General features: G+C 64.6%; 14 protein-coding genes. 5 read left to right on the top strand and 9 right to left on the bottom strand.

Annotated elements, in window-relative coordinates; all coding sequences use genetic code 11:
• Nucleotides 1–21: 21 nt before the first annotated feature.
• The 4 genes from GSQ83_RS27085 (at nucleotide 22) to GSQ83_RS27070 (ending at nucleotide 3831) form a co-directional block, all read left to right on the top strand.
• The gene (locus GSQ83_RS27085; protein WP_254065934.1) at nucleotides 22–1197 is read left to right on the top strand and encodes an ABC transporter permease; all 1176 of its coding nucleotides are present in this window, start codon (nucleotides 22–24) and stop codon (nucleotides 1195–1197) included.
• Nucleotides 1194–2141, top strand: a complete 948-nt coding sequence (locus GSQ83_RS27080; RefSeq protein WP_305782233.1) for an ABC transporter ATP-binding protein — start codon at nucleotides 1194–1196, stop codon at nucleotides 2139–2141. Before GSQ83_RS27085 ends, GSQ83_RS27080 begins: the two co-directional genes overlap by 4 nt.
• Nucleotides 2138–2875, top strand: a complete 738-nt coding sequence (locus GSQ83_RS27075; RefSeq protein ID WP_174246740.1) for an ABC transporter permease — start codon at nucleotides 2138–2140, stop codon at nucleotides 2873–2875. Before GSQ83_RS27080 ends, GSQ83_RS27075 begins: the two co-directional genes overlap by 4 nt.
• A 269-nt stretch (nucleotides 2876–3144) precedes the next feature.
• The gene (locus GSQ83_RS27070; RefSeq protein ID WP_158805962.1) at nucleotides 3145–3831 is read left to right on the top strand and encodes a glutathione S-transferase family protein; all 687 of its coding nucleotides are present in this window, start codon (nucleotides 3145–3147) and stop codon (nucleotides 3829–3831) included.
• Between the two features lie 169 nt (nucleotides 3832–4000).
• Here the strand turns inward: GSQ83_RS27070 and GSQ83_RS27065 are convergent, their stop codons facing one another.
• The 3 genes from GSQ83_RS27065 to GSQ83_RS27055 all read right to left on the bottom strand — a co-directional run bounded on the left by GSQ83_RS27065 (nucleotide 4001) and on the right by GSQ83_RS27055 (nucleotide 7756).
• Nucleotides 4001–5239: a DUF563 domain-containing protein gene (locus GSQ83_RS27065; protein ID WP_158805961.1), complete on the bottom strand. Its 1239-nt coding sequence runs from the start codon at nucleotides 5237–5239 to the stop codon at nucleotides 4001–4003.
• Nucleotides 5236–6621, bottom strand: coding sequence for a hypothetical protein (locus GSQ83_RS27060; protein ID WP_158805960.1), 1386 nt, complete (start codon nucleotides 6619–6621; stop codon nucleotides 5236–5238). Before GSQ83_RS27060 ends, GSQ83_RS27065 begins: the two co-directional genes overlap by 4 nt.
• Before the next feature lie 130 nt (nucleotides 6622–6751).
• Nucleotides 6752–7756, bottom strand: a complete 1005-nt coding sequence (locus GSQ83_RS27055; protein ID WP_158805959.1) for a CopD family protein — start codon at nucleotides 7754–7756, stop codon at nucleotides 6752–6754.
• A 130-nt stretch (nucleotides 7757–7886) separates the two neighbouring features.
• Here GSQ83_RS27055 and GSQ83_RS27050 point away from each other — a divergent pair, with 130 nt between their 5' ends.
• Entirely contained in the window at nucleotides 7887–9632 is a 1746-nt protein-coding gene (locus GSQ83_RS27050) for a DEAD/DEAH box helicase (RefSeq protein ID WP_158805958.1), read from the top strand.
• A gap of 1196 nt (nucleotides 9633–10828) precedes the next feature.
• On the opposite strand, the gene GSQ83_RS27045 is transcribed toward GSQ83_RS27050, so the two are convergent.
• The 6 genes from GSQ83_RS27045 to GSQ83_RS27020 form a co-directional block, all read right to left on the bottom strand.
• On the bottom strand, nucleotides 10829–11659 hold the full coding sequence (locus tag GSQ83_RS27045) for an HAD family hydrolase (protein WP_158805957.1): 831 nt from the start codon (nucleotides 11657–11659) through the stop codon (nucleotides 10829–10831).
• Between the two features lie 62 nt (nucleotides 11660–11721).
• Nucleotides 11722–13116 carry a sugar porter family MFS transporter gene (locus GSQ83_RS27040; protein WP_158805956.1) on the bottom strand — a complete coding sequence of 465 codons (1395 nt, stop codon included), beginning with the start codon at nucleotides 13114–13116 and terminating at the stop codon, nucleotides 11722–11724.
• 91 nt (nucleotides 13117–13207) lie between these two features.
• Complete coding sequence (locus tag GSQ83_RS27035) at nucleotides 13208–14350, bottom strand: mechanosensitive ion channel family protein (RefSeq protein ID WP_158805955.1); 1143 nt, start codon at nucleotides 14348–14350, stop codon at nucleotides 13208–13210.
• Nucleotides 14351–14375: 25 nt separating this feature from the next.
• On the bottom strand, nucleotides 14376–15188 hold the full coding sequence (locus GSQ83_RS27030) for a 1-acyl-sn-glycerol-3-phosphate acyltransferase (protein ID WP_158805954.1): 813 nt from the start codon (nucleotides 15186–15188) through the stop codon (nucleotides 14376–14378).
• Between the two features lie 123 nt (nucleotides 15189–15311).
• Entirely contained in the window at nucleotides 15312–16268 is a 957-nt protein-coding gene (gene gshB, locus GSQ83_RS27025) for a glutathione synthase (RefSeq protein WP_158805953.1), read from the bottom strand.
• A gap of 53 nt (nucleotides 16269–16321) precedes the next feature.
• The coding region (locus GSQ83_RS27020) for a LysR substrate-binding domain-containing protein (RefSeq protein ID WP_254065933.1) at nucleotides 16322–17327 on the bottom strand (1006 nt) is incomplete at its 5' end.

Below are 17327 nucleotides of genomic sequence, written 5' to 3'. Positions count from 1 at the left end.
GGGCCGCGCGGGATGACGGAAGTGGGGCGGAAGAGGCTCAGCGCCAACCGCGTATTGCTGCTGCTCCTGACGGTAGGCGCCGTCAGCATCGCGAGCCTTGCCTTCGTCAGCCATGCCCGCAACCGCCTGGTCTCCGGTAAGCCCGTCGGGTTCATCCAGGCGGCGCAACTTGCCCACACTGCGCCCGTCACCCTGCTCGCGGCGGGCGTACTGCTGCTGCTGGCGCCTTTCCTGTTTCCCGCGCGCGCCGGGCGCTGGCTCAGCCTGCTCGGGAGCGGATTGACGCTCGGCGGTCTCGGCTGGGTTGCCGGGGCAGCGGCGATCGGTCTTGCCCTGACGGGCTCGCCCTCCGCCCGCACCAGCCTCGGCGCTGGGTTTTGGATCGCCGCCGTCATGGCGCTGCTGGCGGCGGGCGACGCCGCGCAACGCTTGCGCCTGCCCCTATCGCTGATCTGGCTGACGGCGCTCCTCATGCTCGGGCCTTTCGTGCTGCTGCTCGGCCTAGGCGAACTCAATCAGCTTTCGATCCTCAAGGAATTTGCGACGCGGCACGATGTCTTCATGGCGGCCCTGTTGCGCCACATCCTGCTGGTGGCCGGCGCCCTGATCCCGACCGTGCTGCTCGGCATTCCGCTCGGCGTCGCCGCCTGGCGGCGAGAGAGCGTGCGCCGCATCGCCTTCCCAATCCTGAACGTGGTGCAGACGATCCCCTCGATCGCACTCTTCGGCCTGCTGATCGCCCCGCTGTCGAGCCTTTCGGATGCCATCCCGCTGCTGCCGCGCCTCGGCATCTCGGGGGTTGGAGTGGCGCCCGCCATCATCGCGCTGGTGCTCTATTCGATGCTGCCCGTCGTGCGTAACACAACAGAAGGCTTGGCCGGTGTTCCGGCCACAGTGCAGGAAGCCGCGCGCGGCATGGGCCTGACGCGCCGGCAATCCTTCTGGCGGGTCGAAATCCCGCTCGCTCTGCCGGTCATCCTGGCGGGCCTCCGCATCACCGCCGTGCAAGCCGTCGGGCTCGCCGCGGTCTCGGCGCTGATCGGCGCGGGCGGTCTTGGCGCCATCATGTTCGACGGACTCTTCGCCAATGCGCTCGATCTCGTGCTGCTCGGCGCACTGCCCGTCATTTTCCTCGCCGTTCTCGTTGATCTGATCTTCAGGGTCGCGACCGGCCTCACCGCAAGGTGGTCCGCATGACCGACGCCCCGCCGATCATCCAGCTCGACCATGTCAGCAAGATTTACGGCGGCGTACGTGCTGTCGATGATGTCTCGCTCAGCGTCGCGCATGGCACCTTCCTCGCCATCATCGGCCCTTCCGGCTGCGGCAAATCCACCACCATCCGCCTCATCAATCGCCTCATCGAACATGACGAGGGATCGATCCGCATCAGCGGCGAGGAGATCCGCAGCTTCCGCGAGGAAACCCTCCGCCGCCGCATGGGCTACGTCATCCAATCCGGCGGGTTGTTTCCCCATTGGACGGTCGAGCGGAATATCGCGACCGTGCCGGTGCTGCTCGGCTGGAAGCCTGAGCGCATCCGCGATCGCGTGACGGAACTCCTGGCGCTGCTCCAGCTCGACGCGAATCGCTTCCGCAAGGCATATCCACATCGCCTCTCTGGCGGTCAGCAACAGCGCGTCGGCATCGCTCGCGCCCTTGCCGCCGATCCGGACGTGCTGCTGATGGACGAGCCTTTCAGCGCGCTCGACCCCATCACGCGCAATGCCCTGCAGGCCTCGCTCGCCCGCATCCACAAGGAGACCGGCAAGACCATCGTCTTCGTGACGCATGACATGGACGAGGCGCTGCGCCTCGCGACCCAGGTCGCCGTCATGGATCGCGGTCACATCGTCCAGCTCGGCACGCCGCGCGAGCTGCTGCACGCGCCCGCCAATGACTTCGTGCGCGGCTTCCTGGGTGCCGAGGATCGCGGTTTGCGGCTGCTTGCGATCGAGACCGCCGCGAGCCGCATGCGCCCCGTCAACGGCCTCGCCGCCGAGACGCCCGCCATCGCGGCCGGTTCCGACCTGCGGCAAGCACTGTCCGAGATGCTGGCGACGGGCCAGCACGCGTTACGCGTGGAGGAAGCGGGGCGCGTCGTCGGTGAACTCTACCTCGACGATCTGGTGCGGCTGTGAGGATCCTGCGCGGCCCGCTGCCCTGGCTGCTGCTTCTGCTGGTCGTCGCGACTGTTGGCATGCCGGCGACCAAGCCGCTGTTCCATGCGATGTTCCCGGCGCTCGACCGGCCCATGTACGAGCAGGACAGCTTCACCGCGCTAATGCTCGCGCATCTCTGGCTGGCCGGAGTCGCCAGTCTGGTGGCGACAATCGTGGGCGTGGCGCTGGGTATCTTCGTGACGCGCCCGGCTGGTGCCGAGTTCCGTGGCATGGTCGAGACCGTCGCCGCGATGGGGCAGACTTTCCCGCCCGTCGCCGTGCTTGCGATCGCAGTGCCCGTCATGGGATTTGGCGAAAGCCCGGCTTTGATCGCGCTCGCCTTGTATGGCCTGCTTCCCATCGTCCGCAACACGATAACGGGAATCGAGACGGTGCCGGCGGATACCCGGGAGGCGGCGCTCGGCATCGGCATGAGCCGGTTTCAGATGCTCGCGCGGATCGAATTGCCGCTCGCGGCGCCGATCATTGTCGCCGGTATCCGCACCAGCGTCATCGTCAATGTCGGCACCGCGGCGATCGCCTCCACGGTCGGGGCGAAAACGCTGGGGTCGCCAATTATCCTGGGGCTAAGCGGCTCGAACACCGCCTATGTGCTACAGGGCGCGATCCTGCTGGCACTTCTCGCCATCCTGCTCGATGTCGCCTTCGAGCGGCTGGCGATGTGGCTGGGCGGCTGGCGCCGCCCAGCCTGAGGCCTACTTACCCTTGGGCGAGCCCTTGCCGCTGCTCGACGCGGGCGCACCGGCGGCCGGCTTCTTCGATGCCTTCGGTTTCTTAGGCTCACGGTTGCTCTTCTGCTCACCTTTAGCCATGTCGCTCTCCTGTTCCCGGCACCGCGCCGGAATGCGGGATCTGTAACACCGCGCAGGGAGCGGCGGAACGCAAAAGCATGCGACTCGCGCTGATCTTTTGCGGCTCCCGACTGGGCAGCCTATGCTCTCCGGACCAAGGAGGAACTCAAATGATCCGCTTCTATTACAACACCGCTCCAAACCCCATGAAGGTGGCGCTGTTCCTGGAAGAATCGGGGCTGCCTTACGAGCCGATTCCGGTCGACACCCGGAAGGGCGAGCAGTTCGACCCCGCCTTCGCGGCCCTCAATCCCAACAACAAGGTGCCCTGTATTGTCGATGACGGCGTAACGGTCTTCGACAGCAACGCGATCCTCCTTTACCTCGCCGAAAAGACTGGACAGTTCCTTCCCGAGGACACGCTGGAGGCGCGTGGCAGGTTTTTGTCATGGCTGATGTTTGTGGCGACGGGGATCGGCCCCTATTCAGGCCAGGCCGTGCACTTTCGCCATTACGCGCCCGAGCCCAAGGACTACGCCAATACCCGCTACGAATTCGAGGCCAAGCGTCACTACGGCATCCTCAACACGCATCTCTCGAAGAATCGCTTCATGCTGGGAGACACCTACACGATTGTCGATATGGCCGTCTGGGGCTGGGCGAGACTGGTTCCCTTCATGCTCGCCGATGAAGGCGTGTGGGACACGCTGCCGCATCTCAAACGCATGCTGGACACGATCACCGAGCGTCCCGCCGCGCAGCGTGCTTTGGGGCTCAAGGATCTTCACCAATTCAAGACCGAGAATGATGCCGAGACCCAGCGTCACTTTTTCCGCTTTCGCGAGCCGATTGTGTAATACCGATTGCGCGGATACCGACTGATCAGGCAAATCGCTCGTCATGCTCGGCGCTGGCCGGGCATCCACGCCTTGCCTTCGTGCCGCGAGTAAGGCGTGGATCCTCGGCCTGCGCCGAGGATGACGCGAGAGGGTCATCGTCAATGCCCGTTCGTGAAAGCGCCGCACCTCAAAGCAGAACCTCCGCGCATCGGGCGAAGTCGGCGACGTTGATGGTGATGTCGTCGGCTTGGCTATCGCTGCTGGCGGTGACCGCGCCCTCGACATAAGTGTAGTACGGCATCCCCCGCGCGCCCGCCAGGACGCAGAAGGCCGGTGTGCCGTAGCTCCGCGGCAGGATCTCGATGACCCGGCAGTAGGGCGGTGCGAAGATGATATTGGTGAGCCCCGCCCCGTGGATCCCGACGATATGAGACGCCTCGGCGAATAGCACTGCCTGCGCATCGAAATCGAGCTCGCCTGGAGCAACCTTTTCATAGCCGTGACGACCTAGAAGCGCCATTAGCGCATCCTCGTTGAGCACTCGGCGTCCGCCAGCATCGCCCCGCGAGACGTAGATCTTGCGGCCGGCCGCGCGGCGCCCCGCCCCCATCTCCGTCGCGACCGGCGCGAGGAGACGGTCCCGCAAGAAAGTCATCGCCCAAACCGCGCCCTTCTGCATCGGATGGTGAATATCGCTGATGTCGGAGAGCGTGATGAGTTCTCTCGCCCGAACCGCTTGCCATGGCTGCACCGCGATCATTCGGTCGCGTGAGACGCCGCAAAGTTCCAACGTTCGGCGCTGCCAATCAGTGGTGAGCGGCGAGGTGAGGACAAAGAAATCATCGCGGCCGAGGACATTCTTGAACGGGGCGAGCCGGCTCAACCAGTCGCAGATCCAATGGCAGTAGTTGAGGCCGAAGACATCATCGACCAAGGCGAGCACAGTGCCGTCGATGAAAGGCGCATCGGACAACAGCGGCTCAAGTGGATAATCGTAAAAATGCAGCAGGCGTGCGAACTTCGAACTAGCGGATGCGACAGCTTTCCGCTCCGCGCTGATCGCCACCGGTGCGTCCGCGACCAAGCCGTAGTAGGCGTTGGGCAGCACGAAACCTCTCAGAGCCGCGGCACCGCTCGGCCACATTCCGGGAAAGCCCGGGAAGCAATCCGGCCGCCCGTTGAGATAGCCGGGGGGCGGCAAGAGCCGATCGTGACCGCGCGCGAGAACAATCTCCTGCAGCGCGGGCGCCGAGGTAACGAAAGCAATGTCCTCGTTGCAGCCGATGCCGCACAACCGCTCCGCCTGCTCCAGACTCTGCGCGACGGGGCCCCAATAGGGGTCAAGCTCGGGAAGTCCCGCCGCCGCCGCGACCAAGCGGGCGGCATCGGGCTTGCCTATGGTCGGAGCAATGCGCGGTGACGTCATCCGAGGTTCAGCGTCTGGCGCAGCGCGGCGATCATCGCGTCGGCGGCAAGCTTCGGCTCGTTGAAGAGATAATCCGCGAAATAGGGTTGCCCGGGCCGTTCGTTCTCCGTCTTCGCTTCCGCGACGAAATGTTCCGCCAAATAGACGGGCGGAAGCGCGCCCTCGCATTGATCGGCCATCCAGCCGGCAGGCTGCGTCGCGACGATGCTGGGGCCTGCGTGAATGAGGCCCGGTGTATCGTACAGCCAGCCGATCTTGTGCTGCTGCGTCCCGTGATGACAGATGTAGTATTGCGCGGTCGCGGCATAGGCGATGCTCTCGACGAGGCCGCAGCCAGTAATGTCGATAAGCGCCGGTCCTCCGACCCATCCGCGGCAGCGCGCCATTAGGTCCCGCGCCATGATGATAACCTCGGCGCGATTGCCGCGTTCCCGGTCGATGTCGTAGCGGCCCGGAACCTCGATGTCATGCGGGAGTGAATAGCCATCGAGCAGAACCTCGAAGCGGGTTCCACAACGACTTAAGCTCCGCAACAAAGCGACAAAGGTCTCGATCTGATTGACGGGGCGACGGTAGAGCGCACGCAGGCTGAGCCACAAACGGATAGCGCCGGGCTCTGGTGCCGCGACGGTGCCGCTCGCGTTCCGGCAGCGCTGCGTGACCCTTGCCTTCGCCGCGAGGCTGACTCGCGTCGATCCGGCCGCGAAAAGCGTGCCGGGATGGAAGCGCGCCCTATGACCGTGCGAGGCTTCGCGGGTGATCGTGGAGACCGGAGACGCCAAGGCCCAGTCGAAGAGTTTTCCGAATGGCAGGATCGGCTCATGTGCGAGCAGGATGCCGGCGATCCCTGAAGCAGTGCGGCTTTCGAGCTCCAGCAGCGCGGGCATTTCGTTCCATAAGAAATGCGCGAAATTTGGGTGGCCCAATACCAGTTTGGCCCTTTGACCCTTGCCGCACGGCGCGTCCGCCACCGCCCGAATATGGCGCACGAGAAAGATCGCCACAGCGCTGTCATGGCCCGACGGCAGCGTGAGGCATCGCCGGGCCGGATCATAGACGCCATCAATCTCGTAGCCGCGATCGGGGCCGGAGCTTATGAGCCACAGATCGCCGGCCGGCGCCGGAAAGCGCCAGGCGAAAGCCTTCATCGGCGCGAACAGCGTGCCGTCGCAGATGCGCTCCTGCCCATCGCGCGGATCCCGGATCACGAAATGGCCACGGTCGAAGATTGCCGACTGATACTGGCGCAGGCGCCGCGGATGAAGGAAGCGGTTGAGCCCCGCCAAGAGTGGCGCTGCTTGAGCCGTGAGATCTATTGCCTGCGGGCGCTCCAAACCTTCAAGCTCGGCCTCCGTCTTCTGCAAATGGGTCGCGAACGCCATGGCAGCCCCCGTGCGCCCCGGCCGCTCCGCGGAACGGCGTGGCGCTCATGTTGCGAACCGGCAACAACGCTTAATTCGGAGGTGTCTTACACAGGGGCTTCTTAGTTTATCGTGAAGGCGCCGCCAGCTTTTACATCGGCATCGTCGGTTCCAGGCTCGCCAGCAATCCGGCAGCGAGGATGGCGGCCAAACCGAGCACAACCTCCATAGCGACGCTTGCGAGCAAGTGGCGACGCGCCGCCTCCGCCGTTACCGCACCCGCCAGGGTCGGTGTCAGCAATTGCCGGTTCAGCGCCGCGAGGCTCAGCAGCAACACGAAGAACAGCAGCTTGAGCAGCGCCATCCAGCCATAGGCGGTCCCGCCCAGCGCGCCGAAGCTGCCGATAAGCGCCCAGCCCTGAGCGAAAGCCGTCGCGGCAAGCACCAGCACGCAGGCGACGCCCAGCGGTGAAAACCGCCTCGCCAGGATCGACAGCCCCTCGGGCGGCAGCCGCCGCGCCAGCAGCCAGAAGGCCGGGAGCGCGCCGATCCACGCCCCGGCCGCCAGCAGATGCGCGCATTCCGAGGCAACCATCAGCGGCATCCCCATGCCGAGCGCATGACCGTGAAGGGCCTGCAACACCACCGCCCCGATCGCCGGCATCACCGCCCACGCAAGACGGTCCCGACAAAGAGGCGCAACGCTCGCCGCGATCACCAGCAGCAGGCAGGCCAGCGTCGCCAGAACGAGGTGGCCGAACTGGGTTTGCGCCGCCACGGTCCCGACGGCCGCCGCGAGAGCTGGCAGATCGGCCGCCTCGCTCAAGGATTTCGCGACGAAAACGAGCCAGACCAGCACCAGGCCGATCGCCGCCACCGCCCAGCAGACGCCCTGCCGCCGCAAGCCGAGGCGCAAGGTCCCGGGCGTCTCGGCCACAGCCAAGGCCGGCGGCGCCACCAGCCACGTCAGCACCAAGGTCCCGAAGGTCCCCAGCACGGCGCCATCCGTGGCACCCCGCAGCAGGCTGAGGGCCAGGCCGCCGCTATCGCTGAAGTCGAAGCCCGGAACGATCGACACGGCATCCGCCCCAACAGCTCTCGGCAGCATGCGGCACAGGCCGCGCCCGAAAGACCCATGAAGGCGAGGCGAGGACATGGCAAGCGCCTCATCTCGCAGTCGTCGTGCTCGGCGCAGCCCACCCCTGCCCTGTCTCCGCTCGCGAAACCCGACTCTTTTGCGCTAAGAGGACCGCTGTCCTTTATATTTGACCGGACCTTCCTCAAAAATGCCGTTTCCGACGCTCAACCCCGCTCTTGCGCGCGCCCTCGACGCACGAGGCTATTCCGAGCCTACCTCCGTGCAAGCCGAGGTCCTCGCCGCCCCCGTGGATCGGGACCTCCTCGTGTCGGCACAGACCGGTTCGGGCAAGACGGTCGGCTACGGCCTCGCCTTCGCGCCGACCCTGATGAGCGAGGAGGACAGGCTGCCGCCAGCCGGCCCGCCCCTCGCTCTCATCATCGCGCCGACCCGGGAACTCGCCCTTCAGGTCCATGGCGAGCTGCTGTGGCTCTATGCCGAGGCCGGCGCGCGGGTCGTCGCCTGTATCGGCGGCATGGATGCGCGGCGGGAGGCCCGGCTGTTGTCCCAGGGCGCGCATATCGTCGTCGGCACCCCCGGCCGCCTCAAGGACCATCTGGAGCGCAAGCAGCTCGACCCCTCGGCCCTCCGCGTCGTCGTGCTCGACGAGGCGGATGAGATGCTCGACATGGGCTTCCGCGAGGAGCTTGAGTTCATCCTTGACGCGACGCCCGGCCAGCGGCGCACCCTGCTATTCTCGGCGACGATCCCGCGCGACATCGCGATGCTGGCGAAGCGCTACCAGCGCAATGCGCTGCGCATCGACACGGTCGATCGCAACCAGCCGCATCAGGACATCGAATACCGCGCGATGCGCATCGATCCCGATCAGGTCGAGGGCGCCATCGTCAATACGCTGCGCCTCATCTCCCCGCGCAGCGCCATCATTTTCTGCGCCCGGCGCGAGAGCGTGCGCGGCCTGGCCGATGCGCTGATCGCCCGCGGCTTCACCGCCGTCGCCCTGTCCGGCGAGCTGTCGCAGCACGAACGAAATACGGCGCTCCAGGCGGTGCGGGACGGGCGGGCGCAGGTCTGCGTCGCGACCGATGTCGCGGCGCGCGGGCTCGACCTGCCGGATCTCGGCCTGGTTATCCATGCCGATCTGCCGACCAACAAGGACACGCTGCTCCATCGTTCGGGCCGCACTGGCCGCGCGGGGCGCAAGGGCATCGCCGTGCTGCTGGTGCCGCATCCTCGCCGCCGCAAAGCCGAGCTGCTGCTGAGCTGGGCCGGGCTGACGGCAAGCTGGGGCACGGCACCCACCGCCGAGCAAATCCGTGCCCAGGACCGTGCCCATCTGCTCGCCGACCCGATGCTGAGCGCGCCGCCCTCGGATGGCGATGTCGAACTCGCCTATCAGCTTGCCGAGCGGCATGGCGCGGAAGCTCTCGCCGCCGCCTTCATCCGCCTGCGCCGCCAGTTGCTGCCGAGCCCGGTCGAGATCGCCGGCGCCCGCGCCACGCCGGACGAGTCCCAGCCCCGCACCCGCAGCGAAGGCGCCGAGCGTGCGGAGCGTCCCTATGTTCCACGCGAGAGCTTCCGCGCCGAGGATGTGCCGATGGTCTGGTATCGCACCAGCGTCGGCCGCAAGAACAAGGCCGATCCGAAATGGCTGCTGCCGCTGATCTGCCGCCTGGGTCAGGTCACGAAAAAGGATGTCGGCGCAATCCGCATCTCCGAGCACGAAACGCGCTTTCAGATCACCGAGACGGCGTCCGAGGCCTTCGCCGCCGCACTCGGAAATGCGGGCGAAAACGAAATTCGCATCGAAGCCGCCGACGGCCCACCGCCCGCGCAGACCCATGCGCGGCGCGAGGATCGCCCGCACCGCAGCACCAAGCCGCGCAGCTATGGCGACAGCGCCAAGCCGAGCCTACGCCGCCGCGCGAATTAGCGCTGCGGCGATAGCCTTGGTCGATCCAGGTATTGAGTCCGGGTGGCTCACTACCCCGCATCCGCGATCCGAATCGCGACGGTAGGCGATCGACATTAGTCCTTTGATCGTGGTTTGATTAGGCGCCTTCAAGACATTTCCTGCTTCTGTAGCTTCTCTTCTCGCCCGCTCCTTTGTGGGAAACGTGCGAGGCAACAAACAGGAGCGGCTATGAGTGTAACCAGATTCCCAAACGGAGCAAATTTTGTTTACCAGCCTCCAGGCTATCAGCCCTACGGGTTTCAAGCGGGGCCTGACGAGCCGACTTGGTGGAACGGCCAGAACCCGCTTCTGCCCAAAGCCGATGCGTTCAATGTCGATGCATTAACGCACGCCATCTTCAAAATAACACTGCCCTTGCATCGGCAGCCCTCCCAACCGTCCCACGAAAATGCAGGAAGAGATTCTCCGGATCTTGATTCATTTATATTTGCAGGCCCAATGGACTTCCTCCCGGCTCCGCAATAGGCCGTAAGCCAGAATAGTGCGGCTAGCATTAGCCGATTGTAGCCGATCTCGGTGAACGCGATCCAATGCTCGTGATCATGATCAGACCTTTCGCAATTAGTTACAACTCAATCCATTTGGTCAATGCGTGGGTGGCTAAGTCGTGCTTGCTCAGACGCGCTTGCCAGCATAGGCCAGTCGGCCCGCTTCAGCCGAAGCTTCAGAGACAGAGTCGACGATGATGCGTGCAAAGCTGATATTAATCGGATTTTGCAATCTTCTGTTTCGACCCGCAGATGGAGTCAAATGTGTCACAGATAACTCGCAGTTTTAGTGCGTCGGATCTACAATGGTATGCTGATCAGCAGACATCAAATCACCCGCCTTTCCCGATTCGCCATACTGCTTCAGTCGAATCCCTGGGCCCAATCCCACGCGCCAGCTTCGCAATCGTCCAGCTCGGTCAAACCAGGCCCTCTGTCGAGGAACCGCAACCTGTAGCGCTAACGCTTGTGAACCGGCGACCGCCAACACGATTCAATCCTGAGCAAAGCAACTATCAGATTGGCTACGGAAGCATGCCCGAGCTGACTCGACCCAACTTCGCGCATTACATGCAGACTTCCCCTGATACACCGGACACCAACACGACGGGCTGGCTCGTCGCAAAAATCTGAGCCTATGAAAGACAAGCGCCTCGGCGGATGGAGCTAGCTATCCGTCGGACTCAACACATACCGTCGCACAGCATCCGCCCATCCCGCCTCGTCATTCGTGCCCGTCACGAACCTCGCCGCCGCCTTCACGCTATCAGGTGCATTGCCCATCGCGATGGAGACGCCGGCGATCTTGAGCATGGAGATATCGACCGGCATGTCGCCCAGGCAAGCCATCGCCTCGGGCGGCACGCCGACGATCTTCGCCAAGGCCAAAGCTGCGTGGCCCTTGTTTGCGTCGGGATGCGTCACGTCCACGTAATAGGGCGAGGAGCGGTTGACCGAGGCCACGCCCGCCAGCCGCGCCTGGAGATCGCTCTCCACCGCCGCGACGGCATCGAAGTTCTTCGATGAGGCCATGATCTTATTGGCGTGGTCCAGATGCTCGCCGAAATCCTCCACCACCACGAAGGTATTCCGCGTCACCTCCGCCTCATGCGCGACGTAAGGCCCATTGGCGCTTTTCACGTACCAGCCATTGCCGGCGAAAACCCAGGCATCGAGCCCGGCGCTCTCCATATCCTTGACCGCCTGGCGCGCCGCGTCGCCCGGAATGACCAGCTCTTCCAGCATCGCGTCATCGGCGCCCACAATCGCGCCGCCGTTGAAGCCGGCGCGTGGCGTGTCGATGCCGAGGGGCGCGAGATACATGTCCATCCCGCGCGGCGGCCGGCTGCTGACTAGGCAGAAGAGGATCCCCGCCTCGCGCAGTTGCCGGGCGGCGGCGATCGTCTCCGGATGGAGGGTCTTGTCATGACGCACCAGCGTGCCGTCGATGTCGCTCACCACCAGCCGGATCGCACTCCGCCGCTCAGCACCGCTCATGAACCATCCCCTATCTGCCGCCGCCAGAGACGATCCGCCGCCTTCTTGGTCAAGCCGTGTTTCTACGCGCCAATACGCCGCAGCGGCTTGCCCGCCATCAAATTCGCTTCGATCGCCTCTAGCGAAACGCCCTTGGTCTCCGGCACGAGGAAAAATGTCATTACGATGAAAGCTGCATTCAGCGCCGCGTAGAGCCAGAAGGTAGCGCCCGTGCCCAGACCGTTGAGCAGCGAGAGGAAGGTCAGCCCGACCACGAAATTCGCCGCCCAGTTCATGAAGGTGGAGGCCGAAACGCCGAAGTCCCGTCCACGCGTGGGCTGCACCTCCGAGCACAGGATCCAGATCAGCGGCCCCGCAGACATCGCGAAGCCAGCGATGAAGATGAGCAGCGTGGCCACCGCGATCAGCCGCATGGTGAGGTCATGCGTGCCGATATTGAGCAGGATCCCGAGAGCACCCAGGCCCACCGCCATCACCGCAAAGCCAATCAGCAGCACTGGCCGCCGTCCCAAACGATCGACAACGCCGATCGCGATAAACGTCGCCAGAACATTGACCAAGCCGACGATCGCCGTGCCCCACAACGAGGCGTGCAGGCCAAAGCCGGCCTCCTCGAAAATGCGGGGCGCGTAATACATCACGACGTTGATGCCGGTGAATTGCTGAACCGCCTGGAGCAGTAGGCCGAAGCCGACCGAGCGGCGGAAATTGGAGTTGGCGCGAAACAGCTCCCAGCCGACTTGCGGGCGCCCCAGCTGCTCCTCGATCTCGCGCACTTCCTCGTCGACCTCGTGCCGGCTCTCGCGCAGAGTGAGCAATACCACCAGCGCCTCGGGCTTGCGTCCCCGCATCATGAGCCACCGCGGACTGTTCGGCAGCAGGAACACCCCGGCCAGAAACATGCCGCCTGGAACCGCGACAATTCCAAGCATCCAGCGCCAGTGGCCGCCATAGGCGAACAGAGTGTCCGAGATAAAGGCCGCGAGAATGCCAATGGTAAGCATCAGCTGATAGGTCGCGATCATCGAGCCGCGTTTCTTGGGCGGCGCGATCTCCGCGATATAGAGCGGCGCTGTGAAACTCGCCGTCCCGATGGCAAGGCCAAGAAGGATCCGCGCGATGATCAAGGTCAAGACCGACCAGGCGAAGGCGCAGAGCAATGATCCAATAACGAAGAGTAGTGCGGAAAGAATAAGCGAGACTTTGCGGCCAAGTCGGTAGGACAGAACGCCTGCCCCCAAAGCCCCGATCGCGGCGCCGATCATCATGCTGCTGACGATCCACTCTTTCGCCTGATCAGAAGCGTGGAAGGTATCGCCGATGAATCTGAGCGCGCCTGAAATGACCCCGATATCAAGGCCAAACATGAGACCGGCCAGCGCCGCCATTCCCGCGGTGAAGGCGGCTTTATTGCGTGCGGCGGTGCCGCTCGGTTGTGAAGAGGCGGCGACGCTCATTTTTGTTAATCCCTACTGCTTCAGGCCATTCCAGCGGAACGTCAAATATTTGGTCAAATTACCGAATTACCTTCGACCTGGGCAGGGCCGCCTACATCATCGCCCCGCGCATGGCAGGATTGCCCTGGGGGATGGGCTGTGCGACGGCGTCCAGTTGCACGCGGGTTTGCGGCAGCGCCTCGGGGTAGTTTTCGCGAATGAAAGCGACGAGCTTCTCCCGCACCTCGCAGCGCAGGTCCCAACATTGCGGCGCCGTCCGGGCGCTCACCAGCGCTCGCAACTCCACCACCCGTTCGCGCGCGTCGCTCATCTGAAGGTTGATGACTTTGCCGTCGCAAAGCTTGCTCTCGGCGGCAATCTCCGAGAGCTTGGTGCGCACCGCTTCCACCGGCACGCTGTAGTCCAGATAGAGATAGACGGAGCCGATAAGCGAGGCGGATTCGCGGGTCCAGTTTTGGAACGGCTTTTCCAGGAAATAGGCGATCGGCAGAATCATCCGACGCCAATCCCATAGTCGCACCACAACATAAGTACTGGTGATTTCCTCGACCCAGCCCCATTCACCCTCCACGATCACCGCGTCCTCCAACCGGATCGGCTGGGTGATCGCGATCTGCACACCGGCGATAAGGTTGGTCAGCAGTGGCCGGGCCGCCAGGCCGAGAACAAGGCTCGCGGCGCCGGCGGAGGCGAAAAGACTCAGCCCGTATTGCCGCACCTGGTCGAACGTCATTAGTGCGACCGCGACAGTGACAACGCCAATGAGGATATCGCCGGCCCGCTTGAGGATGCGGATCTGGGTGAGGTGTTTCCGCGCCCGCAGATTGTCGTCCACATCCGTGCGGAAGTGGTGGAGGTAGAGTGTCGCCGCGATTTCCAGGCTGCGCATCGAGCTCCAGCCAACGAGCAAGATAAAGGCGACCAGCAGGCCATGGGCGATGGCGAGAGTCGTCGGCAGCGTGAAATTGGTGGAGGGAAGCGCCGCGCCGACCAGGAAGACGACGTAGGCGAGGCGGCTCGGTCCGATCGTGTTCTCGATCAGCGCTTCCCAGAAGCTGCGAACCTTCCTCGGCGGCGAGAGGTGTTTGAACACTTCCAGGCTGGCGCCATGCAGCAGCAAGGCAAGCCCCGCCGCGACAAGGAGTATCACGGTGCTCCAGACCGCAGGGGGCAGCCAGCTCGGGCCAGCGGCGACGATGGTCTGGATTCTGGTTTCGAGATGCTGGGGATGCATGGTGCCGGTCCTCCCGCGCTTCTCTTTAGCTGCCCGCGCCAGCGGCGGCGGCGGACGTCGTCTCTTCTATTCGCGAAAGCAGCTCAGGGTCGCGCCAGTTATGGCGGAGCATGGCGGCACCCTCCGCGACTTGGCGCCAGCTTTCCTGAGCCAGGCGCTTGCGGCTAGGCCGATGCGCTGCGTCGAAGGGCGGATGGAACAGGATGGTGACACGAAGGCCGCGATGCCGCCCGATGCGCGCGAAATGGGAGGCGAGCTCCATATCCCCAAACCAGGCGAACAAGGCCCGCTGCTCCCGCCGGACCGGCAGATAGTCGAGTTCGTCATAGACGATCGAGACGGGCTGGATGATGTGCGGCTGGTCGGTCTCGGCGATCGCCAGGAAGGCAGAGCGAAAGGGCATGACGCGGGCGCCGTCCGAGGTCGTGCCTTCCGGAAACAGCACGAGGCTATCGCCGGCCGCGATGCGGTTGCGGATCTCCAGGTTCTCCCGCCGCGCGCCCGTCATGCGGCGGCTGACATAGATCGTGCGCCCCAGCCGCGCGACCACCGAAACGCCCGGCCACTGCCCTACTTCATTCTTGGCGATGAAGGAGGCCTGGAGCTTGGCGCCCAGCGCCGGGATATCGAGCCAGGAGGAATGGTTCGAGACGAAGACAACAGGCTCCGGTCCGGTCGCGGGCGTGCCGATAACCCGCACGCGCAAACTGAGCAGCACGCAGACGCCCGACCAATAGATTGTCGTGAACCAGGCCTTTCCTCGGCCCGGCAACACCAGAAACAGCGCTTGAACCGGCACGCAGATCGCCGTCCAGAGCAGGAAAGCGCCTGTTCGCATCAGCACACGCCCGAGGCCGGTTAGAGCCTTCGGGCCAGGCCATGGGCCATCCAAGGGCAGCGGCCTCGGCCAAGGCTTCGCGCCGCGCCAAGCCTTCATCGGCGCGGTGAGGGAGCTGAGCAGCTATCGCCCGGCAAGCCGTGCCTCGATCCGGTCCCAAATCGGCTTTTCAAGCTGAACGCCGTCGAAGCGGGCAACTTCCTGCAAGCCGGTCGGTGAGGTCACGTTGATCTCGGTGAGGTAGTCGCCGATCACGTCGATGCCGGTGAACAGCAGCCCATGCTCGCGGAGATAGGGTCCGATACGCTCGCAGATCTCGCGATCCCGCGCCGTCATGACGCTGCCCTCGGCACGGCCACCCGCATGCATATTGGCGCGCGCATCGCCTGCGGCCGGCACGCGGTTGATCGCACCCATCGGCTCGCCATCGACCAGGATGATGCGCTTGTCCCCAGCCCGCACCGCGGGCTCGTAGCGCTGCAGCATGAGCGGCTCGGTCGAGCGCGCGAAATGGGTGTCGACCAGCGCACTGAAATTCTCGTCGTCTTCCTTGAGGCGGAAGACGCCGGTGCCGCCATTGCCGAACAGCGGCTTGATGATGATGTCGCGATATTCCGCCCGGAAGGCGATCATCGCGGCGCGATCCCAGGTGACGAGGGTGGGCGGCATAAGCTCCGGGAAGCTCGTCACCAGCAATTTCTCGGGTGCGTTGCGCACTGAGGCCGGGTCGTTCACGACCAGCGTCCTGGGGTGGATATGCTCCAGCAGGTGAGTGGCGCTGATATAGCTCATGTCGAAGGGCGGGTCCTGCCGCATCAGGATCACGTCCATGGTGCCGAGATCGATCCGCTCGAACGCCCCGGCGGTGACGTGGTTGCCCTTCTCACGCCGCAAGGTCACCGGCCGCCCCCGCGCCGAGACGGTGCGGCTGCCCGACAGCGAAAGGTGCCGGACCTCGTAGTGCCATAGCTGGTGGCCGCGTGCCTGGGCCTCCAGCATCAGCACGAAGGTCGAGTCCGCGTCGATATTGATGCTTTCGATCGGATCCATCTGGACCGCGACCCGCAAGGCCTCAGGCATTGACGCTGCACCCCATCATGAGGCGGCAGAATAGGCGGCGGGCGACGAAGCGGCTAGGGCGAGACCGCGTCCACCGTCCCCGCGGGCAGTTCCCTGGGTTTCGAGGGCCGCCCGAGCCGCCCAATCATCCACGAGCGGAAAAGACTGATCGCCGGATCCGCAAGATCCTCGGGATGCAGTGCGAGGTAGTAGCCATAGCCATCCTCGGTCACCGCATCATAGGGCGCGACCAGCCGTCCACTGGCCAGTTCGGCGGCGAACATCTCGACATCCGCCAGAACGATACCCTGGCCGCCCATTGCATATTGCGCCGCGAGCGTGACCGTTTCGAAGGCGATGCCGCCGCCAACATCCAGCGCCAGCCCCGTCTGCCGCGCGAAACGCGCCCAGGGCGCGCCCGTCGGCTCGCCCTGAAGCTTGACGTGGAGCAACTCGTTCTCCGCCAGGAACTCGCCGAGCGCACGGCCCGCGAAACGTGCCGCGACCGAAGGCGCGCAAACCGGCGTTACCCGCACCAGCCACAACAGGTCCCGCACCGTGTCCCCGGCCTGCGGACGATCATAGACCACCGCGACATCCACCTCCGTCGCGGGCAGCCCGGCCGCCAAGGCGCTGGACAGGTCAATCACCACATCGGGGAAGTCGCGGCGAAATTCAGCCAAAATAGGTAGTGCGACCTGATGGAGGAACGACGGCGCCATATGAACGCGCAGCCGGCGCTGCCGCCCATCCCGCCGAACGATATCGTTCAGCACCTGCTCCAACCGATCGAAGGACTTGCCGATCGCGGGAAGCAGCGCTGCCCCGGCTTCCGTCAACGCCAGCCCGTGCGGCCGGCGCGAAAGCAAAGGTTGGCCGAGCAGATCCTCCAACATCGCGACATGACGACTAAGTGCGCTCTGCGAAACATGCATGGATTGCGCGGCGCCGGTGAAGCTCAAATGGCGCCCGACCATCTCGAAAGCGCGCAACGCGTTCAGCGGCAGCCAGCGCCGATCGATGCGTCCCGATCGCCCGCTCATCTCCCGCGTTCCTCCGGCCGGATTGCCTCGATAAGCA

The organism is Acidisoma sp. L85 (assembly GCF_009765865.1).
Classification (GTDB): Bacteria; Pseudomonadota; Alphaproteobacteria; order Acetobacterales; family Acetobacteraceae; genus Acidisoma.
Note: the sequence above shows the minus strand (reverse complement) of the source record. Positions and strands in the feature narration are given on the sequence as shown.

Excerpts from the sequence above, each read along its gene's own strand:
- GSQ83_RS27080 (WP_305782233.1), top strand. The coding sequence starts at position 1,194 with ATGACCGACGCCCCGCCGATCATCCAGCTCGACCATGTCAGCAAGATT.
- GSQ83_RS27030 (WP_158805954.1), bottom strand. The coding sequence starts at position 15,188 with ATGCGAACAGGCGCTTTCCTGCTCTGGACGGCGATCTGCGTGCCGGTT.
- GSQ83_RS27070 (WP_158805962.1), top strand. The coding sequence starts at position 3,145 with ATGATCCGCTTCTATTACAACACCGCTCCAAACCCCATGAAGGTGGCG.
- GSQ83_RS27045 (WP_158805957.1), bottom strand. The coding sequence starts at position 11,659 with ATGAGCGGTGCTGAGCGGCGGAGTGCGATCCGGCTGGTGGTGAGCGAC.
- GSQ83_RS27035 (WP_158805955.1), bottom strand. The coding sequence starts at position 14,350 with ATGCATCCCCAGCATCTCGAAACCAGAATCCAGACCATCGTCGCCGCT.
- GSQ83_RS27060 (WP_158805960.1), bottom strand. The coding sequence starts at position 6,621 with ATGGCGTTCGCGACCCATTTGCAGAAGACGGAGGCCGAGCTTGAAGGT.
- GSQ83_RS27050 (WP_158805958.1), top strand. The coding sequence starts at position 7,887 with ATGCCGTTTCCGACGCTCAACCCCGCTCTTGCGCGCGCCCTCGACGCA.
- GSQ83_RS27040 (WP_158805956.1), bottom strand. The coding sequence starts at position 13,116 with ATGAGCGTCGCCGCCTCTTCACAACCGAGCGGCACCGCCGCACGCAAT.
- gshB (WP_158805953.1), bottom strand. The coding sequence starts at position 16,268 with ATGCCTGAGGCCTTGCGGGTCGCGGTCCAGATGGATCCGATCGAAAGC.
- GSQ83_RS27055 (WP_158805959.1), bottom strand. The coding sequence starts at position 7,756 with ATGTCCTCGCCTCGCCTTCATGGGTCTTTCGGGCGCGGCCTGTGCCGC.
- GSQ83_RS27065 (WP_158805961.1), bottom strand. The coding sequence starts at position 5,239 with ATGACGTCACCGCGCATTGCTCCGACCATAGGCAAGCCCGATGCCGCC.